A 15,463-nucleotide genomic window follows, 5' to 3' on the forward strand; every position below is an offset into this window, starting at 1 on the left:
GGAATGGCATGAGCGCAGAAGGTCACGAGACTCCCCGCTGGTTCGACGACGAAGCCGGGCCGGTGGTGCGTCCGTACGCCATGACACGTGGCCGCACCACCAGTACGGGCCAGCACCGGCTCGACCTCATCGCCCTGGTGATCACCGAGCCACGGGTGGGCGACCTCGAGGCCGAGCAGACGCTGTCACCGGAGCATGTGCACATCGCCGAGCTGTGCCGCGACACGCCGCAGTCGGTCGCGGAACTCTCGGCTGCCCTCGATCTGCCGATCGGCGTGGTCCGTGTCCTCATCGGTGACCTCGCCGACCAGGAAATGGTGCACGTGACCCGTCCGGTGCCACCTGCCGAGCTGCCCGACGAGAGTATTCTGCGCGACGTGATCAACGGGCTCCGAGCGCTCTGAACAGCGCAAAAGCGGGAGTGGGATGTGACAGGCTGGCAGTTCTGGGTCGACCGAGGCGGAACCTTCACCGATATCGTCGCGCGCCGTCCCGACGGCCGTCTGGTCATCCACAAACTCCTCTCGGACAATCCGGGACGCTATGCGGACGCCGCCGTGGCGGGCATCCGGGCACTGCTCGGTGAGGCCAACGCCGATGACGGTGCCGCCGTCGAGGCCGTTCGGATGGGCACGACCGTGGCCACCAACGCCCTCCTCGAACGCAAGGGCGAGCGCACCCTGCTCGTCATCACCCGTGGGTTTCGCGACGCACTGCGCATCGCCGACCAGAGCCGGCCCGCGATCTTCGCCCGTGAGATCGCCCTGCCCGAACTCCTCTACGAACGGGTCGTGGAGACGGACGAGCGTATCGCCGCGGACGGCGAAGTGCTGCGCGCCCCCGACCTGGACGCCCTGGCCGGGCCCTTACAACAGGCGTACGACGACGGGATCCGGGCCGTCGCGGTGGTCTGCATGCACAGCCATCTCCACCCGGCGCACGAGCGCGCCATCGGCGCGCTGGCCGGACGCATCGGCTTTCCGCAGATCTCGCTCTCCAGCGAGGTCAGCCCGCTGATGAAGCTGGTGCCCCGCGGGGACACCGCGGTCGTCGACGCGTATCTCTCGCCGGTGCTGCGCCGATACGTGCGCCAGGTCGCCGACGAACTGCACGGCGTGCGCCTGATGTTCATGCAGTCCAACGGCGGTCTGACGGAGGCCGGGCACTTCCGCGGCAAGGACGCCGTCCTCTCCGGGCCCGCGGGCGGCATCGTGGGCATGGCGCGGATGTCGCAGTTGGCCGGATTCGACCGCGTCATCGGCTTCGACATGGGGGGCACCTCCACCGACGTCTCGCACTTCGCCGGTGAGTACGAGCGGGTGTTCACCACCAGGATCGCCGGGGTCCGGCTGCGCGCGCCCATGCTGGACATCCACACAGTTGCCGCCGGCGGCGGCTCCGTCCTGCACTTCGACGGCAGCCGCTACCGCGTTGGCCCCGACTCCGCAGGCGCCGATCCCGGCCCCGCCTGCTACCGGGCCGGCGGGCCGCTGACCGTGACCGACGCCAATGTGGCCCTCGGCCGCATCCAGGCGGCCCATTTCCCGCACGTCTTCGGCTCCGGCGGGGACCAGCCGCTCGACGACGCCCTCGTACGCGACCGCTTCGCGCAGCTCGCCCGCGAGATCCACGAGCGGACCGGCGACGACCGCACGCCCGAGCAGGTCGCCGAGGGCTATCTGCGCATCGCCGTGGCGAACATCGCCAACGCCGTCAAGCGCATCTCCGTCCAGAAGGGCCATGACGTCACCCGCTACGCGCTGACCACCTTCGGCGGCGCCGGCGGCCAGCACGCCTGCAAAGTGGCCGACGCGCTGGGCATCCGCACCGTCCTCGTACCCCCCGCGGCGGGGGTGCTCTCGGCGCTCGGCATCGGCCTCGCCGACACCACGGCCATGCGCGAGCAGTCCGTCGAGGCCAGGGTGGAGGCGGCCGCGATGCCGGGCGTTGTGAGGACCGCGGACGACCTGGAGACCGCCGCCCGCGACGAACTGCGTGCGGAGGACGTGCCCGACGACCGGATCCGCGTCGCCCGCCGTGCCCAACTGCGCTATGACGGCACCGACACCACGCTGACCGTGGCCCTCGACGAGCCGGACGCCATGATCCGCGCCTTCGAGGACCGGCACCGCGCCACGTACTCCTTCACACTGCGACGACCCGTCGTCGTCGAAGCGCTCTCCGTCGAGGCGACCGGACTCTCCGAGCCTCCCGACCTCTTCGCCCTCGCCCAGCACTCCACCACTCCCCGGTCCGTGAGCACCGTCACGCTCCACACCGATGGCGCCTGGCGGGAGGTGCCGCTCCACCAGCGCGCCCACCTGCCCGCGGGCGAGACGGTCACCGGCCCGGCGATCATCGCCGAGGCCGGGTCCACGACGGTCGTGGACGACGGCTGGCAGGCCGCGACCAACCCGGACGGCCATCTGGTAATGGAACGCGTGGCCGAGCGCGTGGGTTCCGAGGCGGGCACGGAAGCCGATCCCGTTCTGCTCGAGGTCTTCAACAACCTCTTCATGTCGATCGCCGAGCAGATGGGCGCCCGGCTGGAGTCCACGGCCCAGTCCGTGAACATCAAGGAGCGGCTCGACTTCTCCTGCGCACTCTTCGACCCGGACGGCAACCTCGTCGCCAACGCGCCGCACATCCCCGTCCACCTCGGCTCGATGGGCACCGCCGTCAAGGAGGTCATCCGCCGCCGCGCGCACATCCGGCCCGGCGACACCTACGCCGTCAACGACCCCTACCACGGCGGCACCCACCTGCCCGACGTCACCGTCATCACCCCGGTCTTCGACACGGCCGGACCCGGACAGCAGTCGCCCGAGGGCGGCGCGCCGCGGATCCTCTTCTACGTCGCCTCGCGCGGCCACCACGCCGAGATCGGCGGGATCGCCCCCGGCTCCATGCCCGCCGACAGCCGCACCATCGACGAGGAGGGCGTCCTCTTCGACAACTGGCTGCTCGTCGAGGACGGCCGCTTCCGCGAGGAGGAGACCCGCCGGCTGCTCGCCGAGGCCCCGCACCCGTCCCGGAATCCCGACACCAACCTCGCCGACCTGCGGGCCCAGATCGCCGCCAACCAGAAGGGCGTCGACGAGGTGGCCCGCATGATCGGCAACTTCGGCCTGGAAGTCGTCCAGGCGTACATGAAACACGTCCAGGACAACGCGGAGGACGCCGTACGGCGCGTCATCGACGCCCTGGAGGACGGCGCCAGCGCCTACGAGACCGACTCCGGCGCCGTCATCCGCGTGAAGATCACCGTGCACCGGGCCGAGCGCTCCGCCACCATCGACTTCACGGGGACATCGCCCCAGTTGGCGACCAACTTCAACGCGCCGTTCTCCGTCGTCAACGCCGCCGTCCTGTACGTCTTCAGGACGCTCGTCGCCGACGACATCCCCCTGAACGACGGCTGTCTGCGGCCCCTGCACATCATCGTGCCCCCCGGATCCCTGCTCGCCCCCGAGCCGCCGGCCGCGGTGGTGGCGGGCAACGTGGAGACCTCGCAGGCGGTCACCGGAGCCCTCTACCAGGCACTGCGGGTCCAGGCGGAGGGCTCGGGCACCATGAACAACGTCACCTTCGGCAACGACCGCCACCAGTACTACGAGACGGTGGCCTCGGGCTCGGGAGCGGGTGACGGCTTCCACGGCGCGCCCGTGGTGCAGACCCACATGACCAACTCGCGGCTCACGGATCCCGAGGTCCTGGAGTGGCGGCTGCCCGTGCTGCTGGAGGAGTTCACGGTACGGCGCGGCAGCGGCGGTGCGGGACGCTGGCGGGGCGGCGACGGCGCGCTGCGCCGCCTCCGCTTCCTGGAGCCCATGACCGTCTCCACGCTGTCCCAGCACCGCAGGGTGCGGCCGTACGGCATGGCCGGCGGCCGCCCCGGCGAGCTGGGGGCCAACCGCGTGGAGCGCGCAGACGGCTCGATCGTCCACCTGAAGGGCAGCGACTCGGCGGAGGTGCGTCCCGGTGACGTGCTCGCCATCGAAACCCCCGGCGGCGGCGGATACGGTCCACCGCCGTCCGACCACAGCGAGGCAGGAGAAGAGACCCATGATCTTCGGCAGATCTGAGCGGGGAAAGACGCCGGTCGAGCCCGTCACGCTCAAGATCCTGGTGGCCGGCGGCTTCGGGGTCGGCAAGACGACGCTCGTCGGGGCGGTCAGCGAGATCAGACCGCTGCGGACCGAGGAGATGCTCAGCGAGGCGGGACGCCCGATAGACGACACCAGCGGCATCGAGCGGAAGACCACCACCACCGTGGCGATGGACTTCGGCCGGATCACGCTCCGCGAGGACCTGGTCCTGTACCTCTTCGGCACCCCGGGCCAGGACCGGTTCTGGTTCCTGTGGGACGAACTGGCCACCGGCGCCCTGGGTGCGGTCGTGCTGGCCGACACCCGGCGCCTGGAGGACTGCTTCGCGGCCGTCGACTACTTCGAGCGCCGGTCCATACCCTTCGTCGTCGGGGTCAACTGCTTCGAAGGCGCAGCGCTCTACCCCGCCGAGGCCGTCCGGCAGGCGCTCGACCTCGACGAGCAGGTGCCGGTGGTGCTCTGCGACGCGCGTGAGCGGAACTCCGTCAAGGAGGTCCTGATCGACGTGGTCGAGCACGCGATGCTGATCTCGGCGACGGCCAGGGAGCACGCGGCCACCCGGCACTGACCTCCGCTGCACGGCCGGAACCGGTCGTGCAGCGGCCCTGTGGTCCTGCGGCCCTGGCCTGCTGCGGTCCCGCCGTGCGCGGTCCGCGTACGGGCGCCCCGTCCGCGCACGGGACGGGCGGACACGGTCAGTCGTGCTCGGCGAGCCACTTGGCCGCGATCTCGCCCAGCTCCCTGTCGCGGCCCGCCAGCATCATCCGGATCATCCGGGCGTCGCCGCGGAGCGACCACGCGGGGTGGCCGAAGGTCGCGGGGTTGTTCTTCTCCATGAGGAAGTGCGCCGGCCACGCGGTGCCGTAGCCGATCAGCGGAAGAGCGGCCGCATAACGCCTGCGCCCGCGTGCGAGCCCGTAGGCGCTCACCGCGAGCCCCGTCAGCGTGCCGGCGAGGTGCACCCACCGGGTCGCGGCCTTCGAGTGCATGGCGACGTAGTACGGCCAGAACTCTTCGTACGAGTCGAAAGTGCGCTCCATGGGGGAACGGTAGTGCGTTCCGCGGCCGCGCACATGCCCCCGGCCGGCCCGGACCGACGGGGGCGGGACCCGTCGGCGGCCGCCCCCGCCGGCGGGCGCGGCCCACGCCGCCGACGGTGGCCCGGGGGCCGCCGGGCCGCATGCGCCGCCCCCGGTCATCCCGGGCGGACGCGGCCCCGCGGCCCGGCCGAGCCCCGCACCCGTGGGGGAAGCCGCGAACGGCCGATCGGGAGCGGCCTGTGCTCCCACGTCCCTGCGGACGCCCCCGGACGGGTCAGGGCCGGTGCGCCAGCGACCGGCGCGCTATGGGGAAGTCGAAGTAGGTGTCGGGGAAGACCTCCGGCTGGAACGTGTAGTGCCACCACTCCTCCGGAAGGTTCACGAACCCCTGCCGGGAGAGCACGTCCCGCAGGAAGTCCCGGTGGACCCTCTGTGCACCGGTGATCCGCGGGTCGTCCGTGTGGGCGAGCGTGTCGAAGCAGTCGAAGCCCGTTCCCATGTCGATCGAGTTGTCCGGGAAGCGCGCCTGCCTGGGCCCGTAGCAGGGCTTGAGGGGCTCCCCGGGCAGGTAGGGGCGGGTCGGCAGCGCGGGCAGCCGAACGACCGTCAGATCGACCGTGGAGCCCCGGCTGTGCCCCGACTGCTCGGCGATGTAACCGTCGGCGAACAGCCTCGTCTTGTCGACCCGTGGGTAGAACTCCGCCTTCATGCGCTGGTCGTCCAGGTCCTTGGCCCAGCGCACGAACCAGTCCACGGCGCGCTGCGGCCGGTAGCAGTCGTACACCTTCAGGGAGTAGCCCTCCGCAAGGAGCTCCCTCTGCGCCTTGTGCAGGGCCGTGGCCGCGGCCCGCGTCAAGATGCACATCGGCCGGCGGTAGCCGTCGACGGGCACACCGGTGAAGTTGTGCGGGGTGAAGTAGCGCATCTCCTGGATGATCGTCGGATCGACATCGGAGAGGGCCACGAACTCCATGGGGGCCTTGGGCTCCGGCCTGGCCTGTGCGGGCGTCGTCGCACCCGCCACGGCGAACAGCGCCGTCACCGCGACCGCGAGTCTGCGCACGGCCGCGCGCGGCCTCGGGCGGCCCGGGCGCGGCACCGCATCGGCGCGCCGCGATGCGGGGGCAGAGCGGCGTCGGGCGGGAACCGGGAAGAGCGCGAATCGTGTCATGCCCCTCCTGTACCAGCAGCCCCGGGTACCGCGGAAGACGCTGAGCCGATGATCGGATACAGTCCGCGGCGTGTCCGCTTCCCAACACCCAACCGCCAACTCCGTTCCGGACTCGCACTGTTCAAGTTGCGGGGCGCCCTACGCGGGCGATGTGTCCGGCTGGCCCAGGACCTGTGCTTCCTGCGGCCGTGTTGCTTACCGTAACCCCCTTCCGGTCGCCGTGGCCCTGCAGCCCGTGTACGACCCCAAGGGCACCGCTCTCGTCGTCGTGACCCGCACCATCGCCCCCGCGCGCGGGGGCACGGCACTGCCGGGCGGCTTCATCGACGACCGGGAGGACTGGCGGCACGCCGTCGTCCGTGAGCTGAAGGAGGAGACCGGCATCGACGCCGCCAGCCGCGACGTCCGCCTCGTCGACGCCATGAGCTCACTCGACGGCCACCTGCTGCTGTTCGGCCTGCTGCCCGAGCGGCCCGCGCCCGAACTCCCGCAGTCGCAGCCCACCGACGAGACCGCGGGCTTTGACCTGCTGCGCAGGCCGACCGAGCTCGCCTTCCCGCTGCACACGGCGGTCGTGCAGGCGTGGTTCGACGGCCGCTACGTCTGACGGTCGATCACGCGACGCCGCCTCCCGCGCCGGCACGCCGCCCACAGGGCCCACAAGGCCCTGTGACGGCCGACGCGGAGCCGCCGCCTCCCCCGGGGCGGTGAACCGGAGCCGGCCGCCCACGCGGCCCCCTGCGGCCGCACGGCCCCGACGCCGGCCTCGCCCACGCGCAGCCGGCGTCACAACCCCCGTATTCGCACAGGACGGCCCGCCGCCCGCGGGCCGTCGTCGGTCTCACGCTCCACCGTCACCCGGGCACCCGCACGGCGCGTTCCGTACCGCTCGACCTCCGGCACGGTCCAGCCGTCCCCCGGGTCCTGGACGACGACGCCGCCCCCGCTGCGCCCGGAAGCCGGCGCCCACACCTCCAGCTCGATCCCGCCCGCCCCACCGAGCACCGGCACCACGGAACCCGCCCTGGCCAGCACGGGCACCCGCGAGAGCGGCGCGGGCACCACGACCTGCCCAGGGCCCTCGTACGCCCGCTCCGTGAGGGTGTCGTACCAGAGGCCGTCCGGCAGCCTCACCGCCTTCTCCTGCGCGCCCCGCTCCAGGACGGGAGCGACCAGGAGTGCGTCCCCGAGGAGGAACGCGTCCTCGCAGTCGCGCAGCGCACGGTCCTCCGGAGTGCTCCACCACAGCGGCCGCACCCAGGGCGCTCCGGTACGGTGCGCCAGGTGGGCCAGCGTCATCAGGTACGGGCCCAGCCGCCGCCGTTCGGCGAGCACCACGCGCGCGTGCTCCGGCCACTCGCCGGCGAACCCCTTGGGCCCGCCGCCCTCCGGCAGCCCGCGCCCGCCGGTGCGCAGCAGCGGCAGGTAGGCCCCCAGTTGCAGAGCGCGCACCTGGAGCTCGAGACCGGCGCCCGCGCCCCGCCCGGGCAGGTCGGGACCAGCGCAGGGCACCCCGCACAGCCCGAGCCCCAGCACCACGGACAACGCGGCACGCAGTCCCTCCCAGCCGTCCACCACCTCACCGCACCACGCCCCTCCGTACCGCTGCATCCCGACCCAGCCCGAGCGTGAGAAAAGGAACGGCCGCTCGTCGGGGCGCAGCCGCGACAGCGCCTCATGGGCGGCGCGGGTCAGCCCCAGGCCGTAGACGTTGTGCGCGCTGCGGTGGTCGCCCCCGCTGCCGTCCAGGTCGTGCCGTGCCGACCGCGGCAGCGTGGCGTCGCCGAACGCCGAACGGGCCACCGGCTCGTCCAGCGTGTGCCAGAACCCGGAGAAGCCCTGATCGACGCGCTCCTGGTACCGCTCGCCCCACCAGGCCCTGCCGCGCGGGCCCGTGACGTCCGGATACACCGACTCGCCGGCCCGCGCCTCGCCCAGGACCAGCCGCCCTGCCGCGTCCCGTACGAAGACGCCGGCGCAGACACCGTTGTCGAACAGGACGCGGCCCGGTTCCGCCTTCACGGCGGGGGAGACGGCCGACACCAGCCTGACGCCGTCCGCGCGAAGCTCCTCGGCGAGCTGCGGCAGCTTCGGGAAGCGTTCCTCGTCGACCGTGAAGCTGCGCCCGCCCGCACCGTGGCCGAGGCCCAGGTGCAGTGCGTCGAGCGGCAGCCCACGCGCGCGGTGCCCCTGCGCAAGGTTCCGCACGACCTGGTCGTCGGCCGCTTCCGGCACCACATGGTGATGGCCCAGCGCCCAGCCGGGCGGCAGCGCCGGCGCGCCCGTCAGCGACGCCCACGCCTGCAGCACGCGCGCGGGAGTACCGACCACCACCCAGGTGCGCAGCGGGCCGCCCTCCATGCGCAGCTCGCACGCGCCCGTGCGGTCGTGCCCCGAGCCCGCGCCCTCCTCGCCCTCCCGCAGCGTGACCGTGCCGTCCCACGTGGTGTCGTGGAACACCAGGTGCGTTCCCGCGTCGGCCACCACGAGCTGCACCGGCATCGTGATGTGCAGCGGGCCGTCCCCGGGCCCGTACGCGCCCCCCGGGTCGGTGTTCCACAACCGGTACGCCCCCTCGCGCAGCCGCGGCCCCGAGGCCCGGGCGCCCAGCCCGAAGAAGCGTGCGTCGGCCGCCACCTCCGCGCGCTGCACCCAGCGCGCCTCGCCACCGCCCTCCGACTCCCACCAGCGCGGCGGGTGGTCGCGGCGCAGCCGTACCCCGCCGGGGGTGTGCACCTCGACGGCGCCCTGCCGGGAGACGACCACCGTGACCCGCTCGGCCACCACGCGCCAGCCGCCCTCCGTGTCGGGTTCGAGCGCCGCCCTGGGGTCCGGCTCCGGGGCCGCGCCCGCAAGTGCCCAGGACGGCAGCGGGCTGGCGCCGTCCCACCCCCAGAACACCGCTCCGCCCAGCGTCACGGTGACCCGCAGCTCGGAGCGCTCGAAACGCACGACACCGCCGCCGGGACCGGGCTCCGCCCTCGTCATCGCCCCGGGCACCCGGGCCCGCTCCGCACCCCGCGACGGCAGTCCCGCACGGTCCGTGCGATGCCTGCGCCAGGCGGCGCGTATCGCCCGCAGCCCGCCCGCGGGACCCGCCCCGCGGACCGCCTTCATCGAACGCACCAGGTCATGACCGTCCATAGTGATCACCCTGCCATTCGGCAGGGACACCGGAGGTGTCGTTCAACTGCCGTTCACCCGTGGCGGGGGCACATCTTCACGTGGACCACTGTGTGGCCGCCACCCTGGCGTGGAAGTCGATCACGTGGCATCGTCCCAGTCAGCCGCGTCACGCGCACACCCCGCACGTGCGCGCACCGACGCACACGACGCGCCGCAGCCTCCGGGAGCCGTCCATGTCCTCAGCGAACCCCTCGCCGCTCTGGCAGCCCGACCAGCACACCGCCGAGCACGCGAAGATCACCCGCTTCCAGAACTGGGCCGCCGAGCACCACGGTGCCCCCGCCACCGGCGGCTACGAGGCCCTGCACCGATGGTCAGTCGAAGAGCTGGAGACCTTCTGGGCGGCCGTCGCCGAGTGGTTCGACGTCCGCTTCAGCGCCCCCTACGCGCGCGTACTGGACGACCCGGGCATGCCCGGCGCCCACTGGTTCCCCGGCGCCCGCGTCAACTACGCAGAGCACGCGCTGCGCGCCGCCGGCGAACGCGCCGGCGACCCGGCCATCATCCACGTCGACGAGACCCACGAGCCGCGCACCCTGAGCTGGGCCGAGCTGCGCCGCCAGGTCGGCTCACTGGCCGCGGAGCTGCGAGCCCTGGGCGTGCGCCCGGGAGACCGCGTCAGCGGCTACCTCCCCAACATCCCCCAGGCAGCCGTGGCCCTGCTCGCCAGCGCCGCGGTCGGCGCCGTCTGGACCTCCTGCTCGCCCGACTTCGGCGCCCGCAGCGTCCTGGACCGCTTCCAGCAGGTGGAACCGGTGGTCCTGTTCACCGTGGACGGCTACCGCTACGGCGGCAAGGAACACGACCGCCGTGCGACCGTCGCCGAACTCCGCCGCGCATTGCCCAGCCTGCGGGCCGTCGTCCATGTCCCCCTGCTCGGCACACAGCCCCCGGAAGGCGCCCTCGACTGGTCCGCCGTGACGGCCGGCGACACGCCGCCCCGCTTCGAACAGGTCCCGTTCGAGCACCCTCTGTGGGTGCTCTACTCCTCCGGCACCACAGGGCTGCCGAAAGCGATCGTGCAGTCCCAGGGCGGCATCCTCCTTGAGCACCTCAAACAACTCGGCCTGCACTGCGACCTCGGCCCCGGCGACCGCTTCTTCTGGTACACGTCCACCGGCTGGATGATGTGGAACTTCCTCGTCTCCGGCCTGCTGACGGGCACCACGGTCATCCTCTACGACGGCAGTCCCGGCCACCCGGACACCGGCGCGCAGTGGCGGGTCGCCGCGCGCACCGGGGCCACGTTCTACGGCACCTCGGCCGCCTACGTCATGGCCTGCCGCAAGGCCGGCGTCCACCCCTCCCGCGACCACGACCTCTCCGCGATCCGCTGCGTGGCCACCACCGGATCCCCCCTCCCGCCCGACGGCTTCAGATGGCTGCACGGCGTACGCGAGGACCTGTGGATCGCCTCCGTCAGCGGCGGCACCGACGTGTGCTCCTGCTTCGCGGGCGCCGTGGCCACCCTCCCGGTCCACGTCGGAGAGCTCCAGGCCGCCTGCCTCGGCACCGACCTGCAGGCCTGGGACCCGCAGGGCAGGCCGGTCGTCGACGAGGTCGGCGAGCTGGTCGTCACCCGGCCCATGCCCTCCATGCCGATCCACTTCTGGAACGACCCGGACGGCCACCGCTACCACGACAGCTACTTCGACACCTACCCCGGCGTCTGGCGGCACGGCGACTGGATCACCATCACCTCACGCGGCTCCGTCGTCATCCACGGCCGTTCCGACTCCACCCTCAACCGGCAGGGCGTCCGCATGGGCTCCGCCGACATCTACGAGGCCGTGGAGCGCCTCCCCGAGATCCGCGAATCCCTCGTCATCGGCATCGAGCGGCCCGACGGCGGCTACTGGATGCCCCTGTTCGTCCACCTGGCTCCCGGGGCCGTCCTCGACGACGCCCTGCGCGACCGCATCGGACAGACCATCCGCGGGAACCTCTCCCCGCGCCATGTCCCCGACGAGATCATCGAGGTTCCCGGCATCCCGCACACCCTCACCGGCAAACGCATCGAGGTCCCCGTCAAACGCCTCCTCCAGGGCACTCCCGTGGACAAGGCGGTGAACCCCGGTTCCGTGGACAGCGTCGAACTGCTGCGCTTCTACGAGGAACTGGCGCACGAACGCCGCTGACCTGGGCCCCGGCCGCGTTGTCAGTGCCTCCCGTTACGGTGAGTGAGCATTGACCGACAGCGCACAGGGGGACAGATGGCGCACACCGAGCCCGGCACCATGCGACGCATCCTGCACCGGGAGATGCCTGCCACCATCGCGCTGCTCGCCGACGAGGAGGACTTCACGGCGATGCGGCGCTACGGCACCTTCGTCTTCGACGACCACCACACCTACCTCCGCCAGATCGAGGCCCTGCTCAGGAGCCTCGCCGCCGAGGGCCGGCACACCTCGATCGCCCTCTTCGACCCCGAGGAGTACGAGGAGTACTGCACCGGCACCGGCCTGGAACCCGACACCGCGACCAGCCGCACCCGCTTCACCGCCGAGCTGGCCGCCAGGGGCCCCACCGTCCCCTACGAGGGCCAGCACCTCGCCGACCTCGTCCCGGCCCTCGTCACGGCCGCCCTGCGCCGTGCCACCTGGGAGTACGCCACCCTGCTGCTGGCGAGCGTCGGCGCCTGCGCCGTCTGCGGGGAGGACATCGGCTGGTCCTCCTACTCCCGCGCCTGCGACCTCGTCGTCAGGGTCCTCGACCGGGCGGGCCCCGGCGCCCACCACCTCGTGTGCAGCGCCGTCACCCCGGCGGACACCCTCCTGTCCGCCCTGGACATCACCTATGACCAGGAGGGCCGCGCCCGCATCGACGAGTCCCAGATCCGCGAGTTCGCCACTGTTCTGGCCACCGCCGTCGCCACCGGCTCCACGGGCGGCCTCGTGGTGCGCACCACCGCCGAGGACACCCCGGACCGGGTCTACGGCTGGCGGCTGACCGGCTGGAACCTGGCACCGCTGACCGCCGCCGAGGTCTTCGACGCGTACTGCACCGACACCGAGACCGGTGAGATCGTCGCCCCGGAGTCAGGCGTCGACTACGGCCCGCCACCCGACCTCGGCGAGGACGGCCCACCGGCCGGCCACAGCCACTGACGGCAGGGCCCGCAGGAGGGCCGTCCCGCACCGGCCGGGGGAGACCGCCCCTGCCGTCCGCTACCGGGCGCCGAGCACCGCCGAGGCGGCCGCCCGAGCCTCGTCCGCCGTGTCCGCGGCACGCGCGGCCGCGGCGGCACGCTCGCACTGGGCCAGCGTGTACCTGCCCAGCGTGGCGCGGACATGGGGAATGGAGGCCGCGCCCATCGACAAGGAGGTGACCCCGAGTCCCGTCAGCACACACGCCAGCAGCGGGTCCGACGCGGCCTCGCCGCACACACCGCAGCTCTTGCCCTCGGCCCCGGCCGCCTCCGTGGACAGCGCGACGAGGTCGAGCAGCGCGGGCTGCCAGGGATCCTGCAACCGCGACACTGCTCCCACCTGGCGGTCGGCAGCGAAGGTGTACTGCGCGAGGTCATTGGTGCCTAGGGAGAGGAACTCCACCTCCTGGAGGACCGAGCGGGCCCGCAGGGCCGCGGAGGGAACCTCCACCATCGCCCCCACCTTCGCCCGCAGCCCGGCGGCACGGCAGGCGGCGGCGAACGCCTTGGCGTCGGTGCGGTCGGCGACCATCGGCGCCATCACCTCGAGGTAGACGGGCAGCCCTTCCGCGGCCTTCGACAGGGCCGCCAGTTGGGTCGCCAGCACCTCGGGGTTCTCCAGCAGCGAGCGCAGACCGCGGACACCCAGCGCGGGGTTGGGCTCGGCGGCCGGCGTCAGGAACTCCAGCGGCTTGTCCGCCCCCGCGTCCAGCACCCGCACCACGACGCGTGCCTCGGGGAACGCCTCAAGCACGGCCCGGTACGCCTCGACCTGCTTCTCCTCGGACGGTGCCCTGGTGCTGTCGTCCAGGAAGAGGAACTCCGTGCGGAAGAGGCCCACGCCCTCCGCACCCGCCTCCACCGCGGCCGCGACGTCGGCGGGTCCTCCGATGTTCGCCAGGAGCGGCACCTTGTGCCCGTCCGAGGTGGCCCCGGGGCCCGTCGAGGCCGCCAGTGCGGCCGCGCGCTCCGCCGCCGCGGACCGCAGTTCCTCCTTCGTCCGCGCGGTGGGGCCGACGAAGATCCGGCCGGTGCCGCCGTCGACGGCGACCTCGGCTCCCTCGGTCAGCTCGACGGCGCCCGGCAGCGCGACCACCGCGGGGACACCTAGCGCCCTCGCCAGGATCGCGGTGTGGCTGGTGGGCCCACCCTCCTCGGTGACGAAACCGAGCACCAGCGACGGATCGAGCAGCGCCGTGTCCGCGGGAGCCAGGTCCCGGGCCACGAGCACATACGGTTCGTCGCTGTCCGGGACGCCCGGCATGGGCACCCCCAGCAGCCTGGCGACGATGCGGTTGCGCACGTCGTCGAGGTCCGCGACCCGGCCGGCCAGGTACTCGCCGGCGGCCGCAAGCAGCTCCCGGTAGGCGGCGAAGGCGTCGTACACGGCGCGTTCGGCGCTGCTGCCGTCGGCGATGCGCCGCTCGACGTCCGCCATCAGCTCCGGGTCCCGGGCCATCAGCGCCTGCGCCTCGAGCACCGCCTGCGCCTCACCACCGGCCAGGTTGCCCCGGGCGGTCAGGTCGGCCGCCACCGCCTCCACCGCCTGGTGGGCCCGGGCCTGCTCGCGCTCGGCGTCCTCCTTGGGGATCTGCCTGGCGGGCGGTTCGAGGACCGCGGTCCCCATGTGCCGCACCTCGCCGATCGCCACGCCGTGGCTCACTCCGACGCCTCGCAGCGTTGTCTCCATCTCACCCGTCTCCGAGAAGAGCGGCGGTCGCCGCCGCCGCGATCGTTGTCTGCTTGCCGATGCTCCGGCGGCGGGCCCCGGCAGGCGACGGGGCCGGCCCCTACTCCCAGCCGAACAGGACGTCGCCGGCCTTGACGGCACCGTCCTCCCGCACGCCCGTCAGGACCTCCGCGGTGGCCTCCAGCGCGACGACCGGACACACCGGCGACTTGCCCAGGGCCTCCACCGCCGCCGGATCCCACTTGATCACGGCCTGGCCACGCGCGACCGCTTCACCCCTCTCGACCAGCAGCTCGAAACCCTTGCCATTGAGCTGGACCGTGTCGATCCCCAGGTGTGTCAGCACGCCATGACCCTCCGCGTCCACCACAACGAAGGCGTGCGGATGCAGGGACAGGACGACCCCGTCGACCGGAGCGACGGCCTCGCAGGGCTCCCTCACCGGATCGATCGCCGTACCGGGCCCGACCATGGCACCGGAGAAGACCGGATCGGGCACCGCGGACAGTCCGACGGCGCGTCCGGCGAGCGGCGATGTCACGCTGGTCATGCAAGCCTCCCAAGGGGCGCAGATGGGCCGGCGCCATCACTGCCTCGACCAGGACGGCGCGCTGTTGAGCAGGGTAAGTCATGGGAAGTCCGGGTTACGTGTGAGAGATCCCGGTTGGCCGGCGTAGAAGCACCACACAAACGATTTGCGCCTGTCCTCCAGGCGGCTGTAAGGTTGTACCCCTGTTCGGGAGCCAGGCGGCGTGACTCGTCGCCGAGGTCCCGTGACATCTACCAGTCGGATCCTATCTTCGGACGATGTTCGGCATGTCCGCGGGACCGGTGTCGGAGCGGGGAAAACGACCTGGTAGTGTTGGAAACACCGAAGGGAAACGCCCGGAGGAAAGCCGCGGAGTGGGTTTCGTGGTGAGTACGATGGAAGTGTCCGTTCCTTGAGAACTCAACAGCGTGCCAAAAGTCAACGCCAGATATGTTGATACCCCGTCTGTTCAGGAATTCAGGTTTCTGGATGGTCGTGGTTCCTTTGAAGAAAAATACACAGCGAGGATGCTGTGAGCCTCCTGATTATTCCTTGGGGGGTTCCGCTCTCGTGATGTGTTGCCGGGATAG

General features: G+C 72.3%; 11 protein-coding genes. 6 read left to right on the forward strand and 5 right to left on the reverse strand.

The genetic code is table 11. The features are described 5' to 3' along the window. Window positions 1-8 precede the first annotated feature (8 nt). The 3 genes from IE313_RS10285 to IE313_RS10295 are packed head-to-tail and all read left to right on the forward strand — an operon-like array spanning window position 9 to window position 4,677. On the forward strand, window positions 9-404 hold the full coding sequence (locus tag IE313_RS10285; RefSeq protein WP_189930662.1) for a DUF742 domain-containing protein: 396 nt from the start codon (window positions 9-11) through the stop codon (window positions 402-404). Window positions 405-428: 24 nt separating this feature from the next. Further along, entirely contained in the window at window positions 429-4,085 is a 3,657-nt protein-coding gene (locus IE313_RS10290) for a hydantoinase B/oxoprolinase family protein (RefSeq protein WP_189930663.1), read from the forward strand. Next, a complete protein-coding gene (locus tag IE313_RS10295) occupies window positions 4,066-4,677 on the forward strand; it encodes a GTP-binding protein (RefSeq protein WP_189930664.1) in 612 nt (203 codons plus the stop codon). The genes IE313_RS10290 and IE313_RS10295 overlap by 20 nt, the downstream gene beginning before the upstream one ends. Window positions 4,678-4,804: 127 nt before the next feature. Here the strand turns inward: IE313_RS10295 and IE313_RS10300 are convergent, their stop codons facing one another. Both IE313_RS10300 and IE313_RS10305 read right to left on the reverse strand, forming a co-directional pair. After that, window positions 4,805-5,149 carry an Mpo1-like protein gene (locus IE313_RS10300; RefSeq protein ID WP_189930665.1) on the reverse strand — a complete coding sequence of 115 codons (345 nt, stop codon included), beginning with the start codon at window positions 5,147-5,149 and terminating at the stop codon, window positions 4,805-4,807. Between the two features lie 274 nt (window positions 5,150-5,423). After that, window positions 5,424-6,212: a M15 family metallopeptidase gene (locus IE313_RS10305; RefSeq protein ID WP_229924504.1), complete on the reverse strand. Its 789-nt coding sequence runs from the start codon at window positions 6,210-6,212 to the stop codon at window positions 5,424-5,426. Between the two features lie 178 nt (window positions 6,213-6,390). Here IE313_RS10305 and IE313_RS10310 point away from each other — a divergent pair, with 178 nt between their 5' ends. Next, window positions 6,391-6,927 carry an NUDIX domain-containing protein gene (locus IE313_RS10310; protein ID WP_189930667.1) on the forward strand — a complete coding sequence of 179 codons (537 nt, stop codon included), beginning with the start codon at window positions 6,391-6,393 and terminating at the stop codon, window positions 6,925-6,927. 179 nt (window positions 6,928-7,106) lie between these two features. On the opposite strand, the gene IE313_RS10315 is transcribed toward IE313_RS10310, so the two are convergent. Continuing rightward, a complete protein-coding gene (locus IE313_RS10315; RefSeq protein ID WP_189930668.1) occupies window positions 7,107-9,464 on the reverse strand; it encodes a glycoside hydrolase family 31 protein in 2,358 nt (785 codons plus the stop codon). Window positions 9,465-9,679: 215 nt separating this feature from the next. Here IE313_RS10315 and IE313_RS10320 point away from each other — a divergent pair, with 215 nt between their 5' ends. Next, window positions 9,680-11,644 (forward strand): acetoacetate--CoA ligase, encoded by a 1,965-nt coding sequence (locus IE313_RS10320; RefSeq protein ID WP_189930669.1) that lies wholly within the window; start codon window positions 9,680-9,682, stop codon window positions 11,642-11,644. Window positions 11,645-11,719: 75 nt separating this feature from the next. Beyond that, window positions 11,720-12,613, forward strand: a complete 894-nt coding sequence (locus tag IE313_RS10325; RefSeq protein ID WP_189930670.1) for a DUF8829 domain-containing protein — start codon at window positions 11,720-11,722, stop codon at window positions 12,611-12,613. A 60-nt stretch (window positions 12,614-12,673) separates the two neighbouring features. Here the strand turns inward: IE313_RS10325 and ptsP are convergent, their stop codons facing one another. Continuing rightward, complete coding sequence (gene ptsP, locus IE313_RS10330; protein ID WP_189930671.1) at window positions 12,674-14,344, reverse strand: phosphoenolpyruvate--protein phosphotransferase; 1,671 nt, start codon at window positions 14,342-14,344, stop codon at window positions 12,674-12,676. 100 nt (window positions 14,345-14,444) lie between these two features. Further along, window positions 14,445-14,894: a PTS sugar transporter subunit IIA gene (locus IE313_RS10335; protein ID WP_189930672.1), complete on the reverse strand. Its 450-nt coding sequence runs from the start codon at window positions 14,892-14,894 to the stop codon at window positions 14,445-14,447. Between the last annotated feature and the right edge of the window lie 569 nt (window positions 14,895-15,463).

It is taken from the genome of Streptomyces sulfonofaciens, assembly GCF_014656295.1.
GTDB lineage: Bacteria > Actinomycetota > Actinomycetes > Streptomycetales > Streptomycetaceae > Streptomyces > Streptomyces sulfonofaciens.

Bases quoted from the DNA above. Each gene is read 5' to 3' on its own strand.
- IE313_RS10285 (WP_189930662.1), top strand. From the start codon at position 9: ATGAGCGCAGAAGGTCACGAGACTCCCCGCTGGTTCGACGACGAAGCC.
- IE313_RS10295 (WP_189930664.1), top strand. From the start codon at position 4,066: ATGATCTTCGGCAGATCTGAGCGGGGAAAGACGCCGGTCGAGCCCGTC.
- IE313_RS10300 (WP_189930665.1), bottom strand. From the start codon at position 5,149: ATGGAGCGCACTTTCGACTCGTACGAAGAGTTCTGGCCGTACTACGTC.
- IE313_RS10315 (WP_189930668.1), bottom strand. From the start codon at position 9,464: ATGGACGGTCATGACCTGGTGCGTTCGATGAAGGCGGTCCGCGGGGCG.
- IE313_RS10320 (WP_189930669.1), top strand. From the start codon at position 9,680: ATGTCCTCAGCGAACCCCTCGCCGCTCTGGCAGCCCGACCAGCACACC.
- IE313_RS10325 (WP_189930670.1), top strand. From the start codon at position 11,720: ATGGCGCACACCGAGCCCGGCACCATGCGACGCATCCTGCACCGGGAG.
- ptsP (WP_189930671.1), bottom strand. From the start codon at position 14,344: ATGGAGACAACGCTGCGAGGCGTCGGAGTGAGCCACGGCGTGGCGATC.
- IE313_RS10335 (WP_189930672.1), bottom strand. From the start codon at position 14,894: ATGACCAGCGTGACATCGCCGCTCGCCGGACGCGCCGTCGGACTGTCC.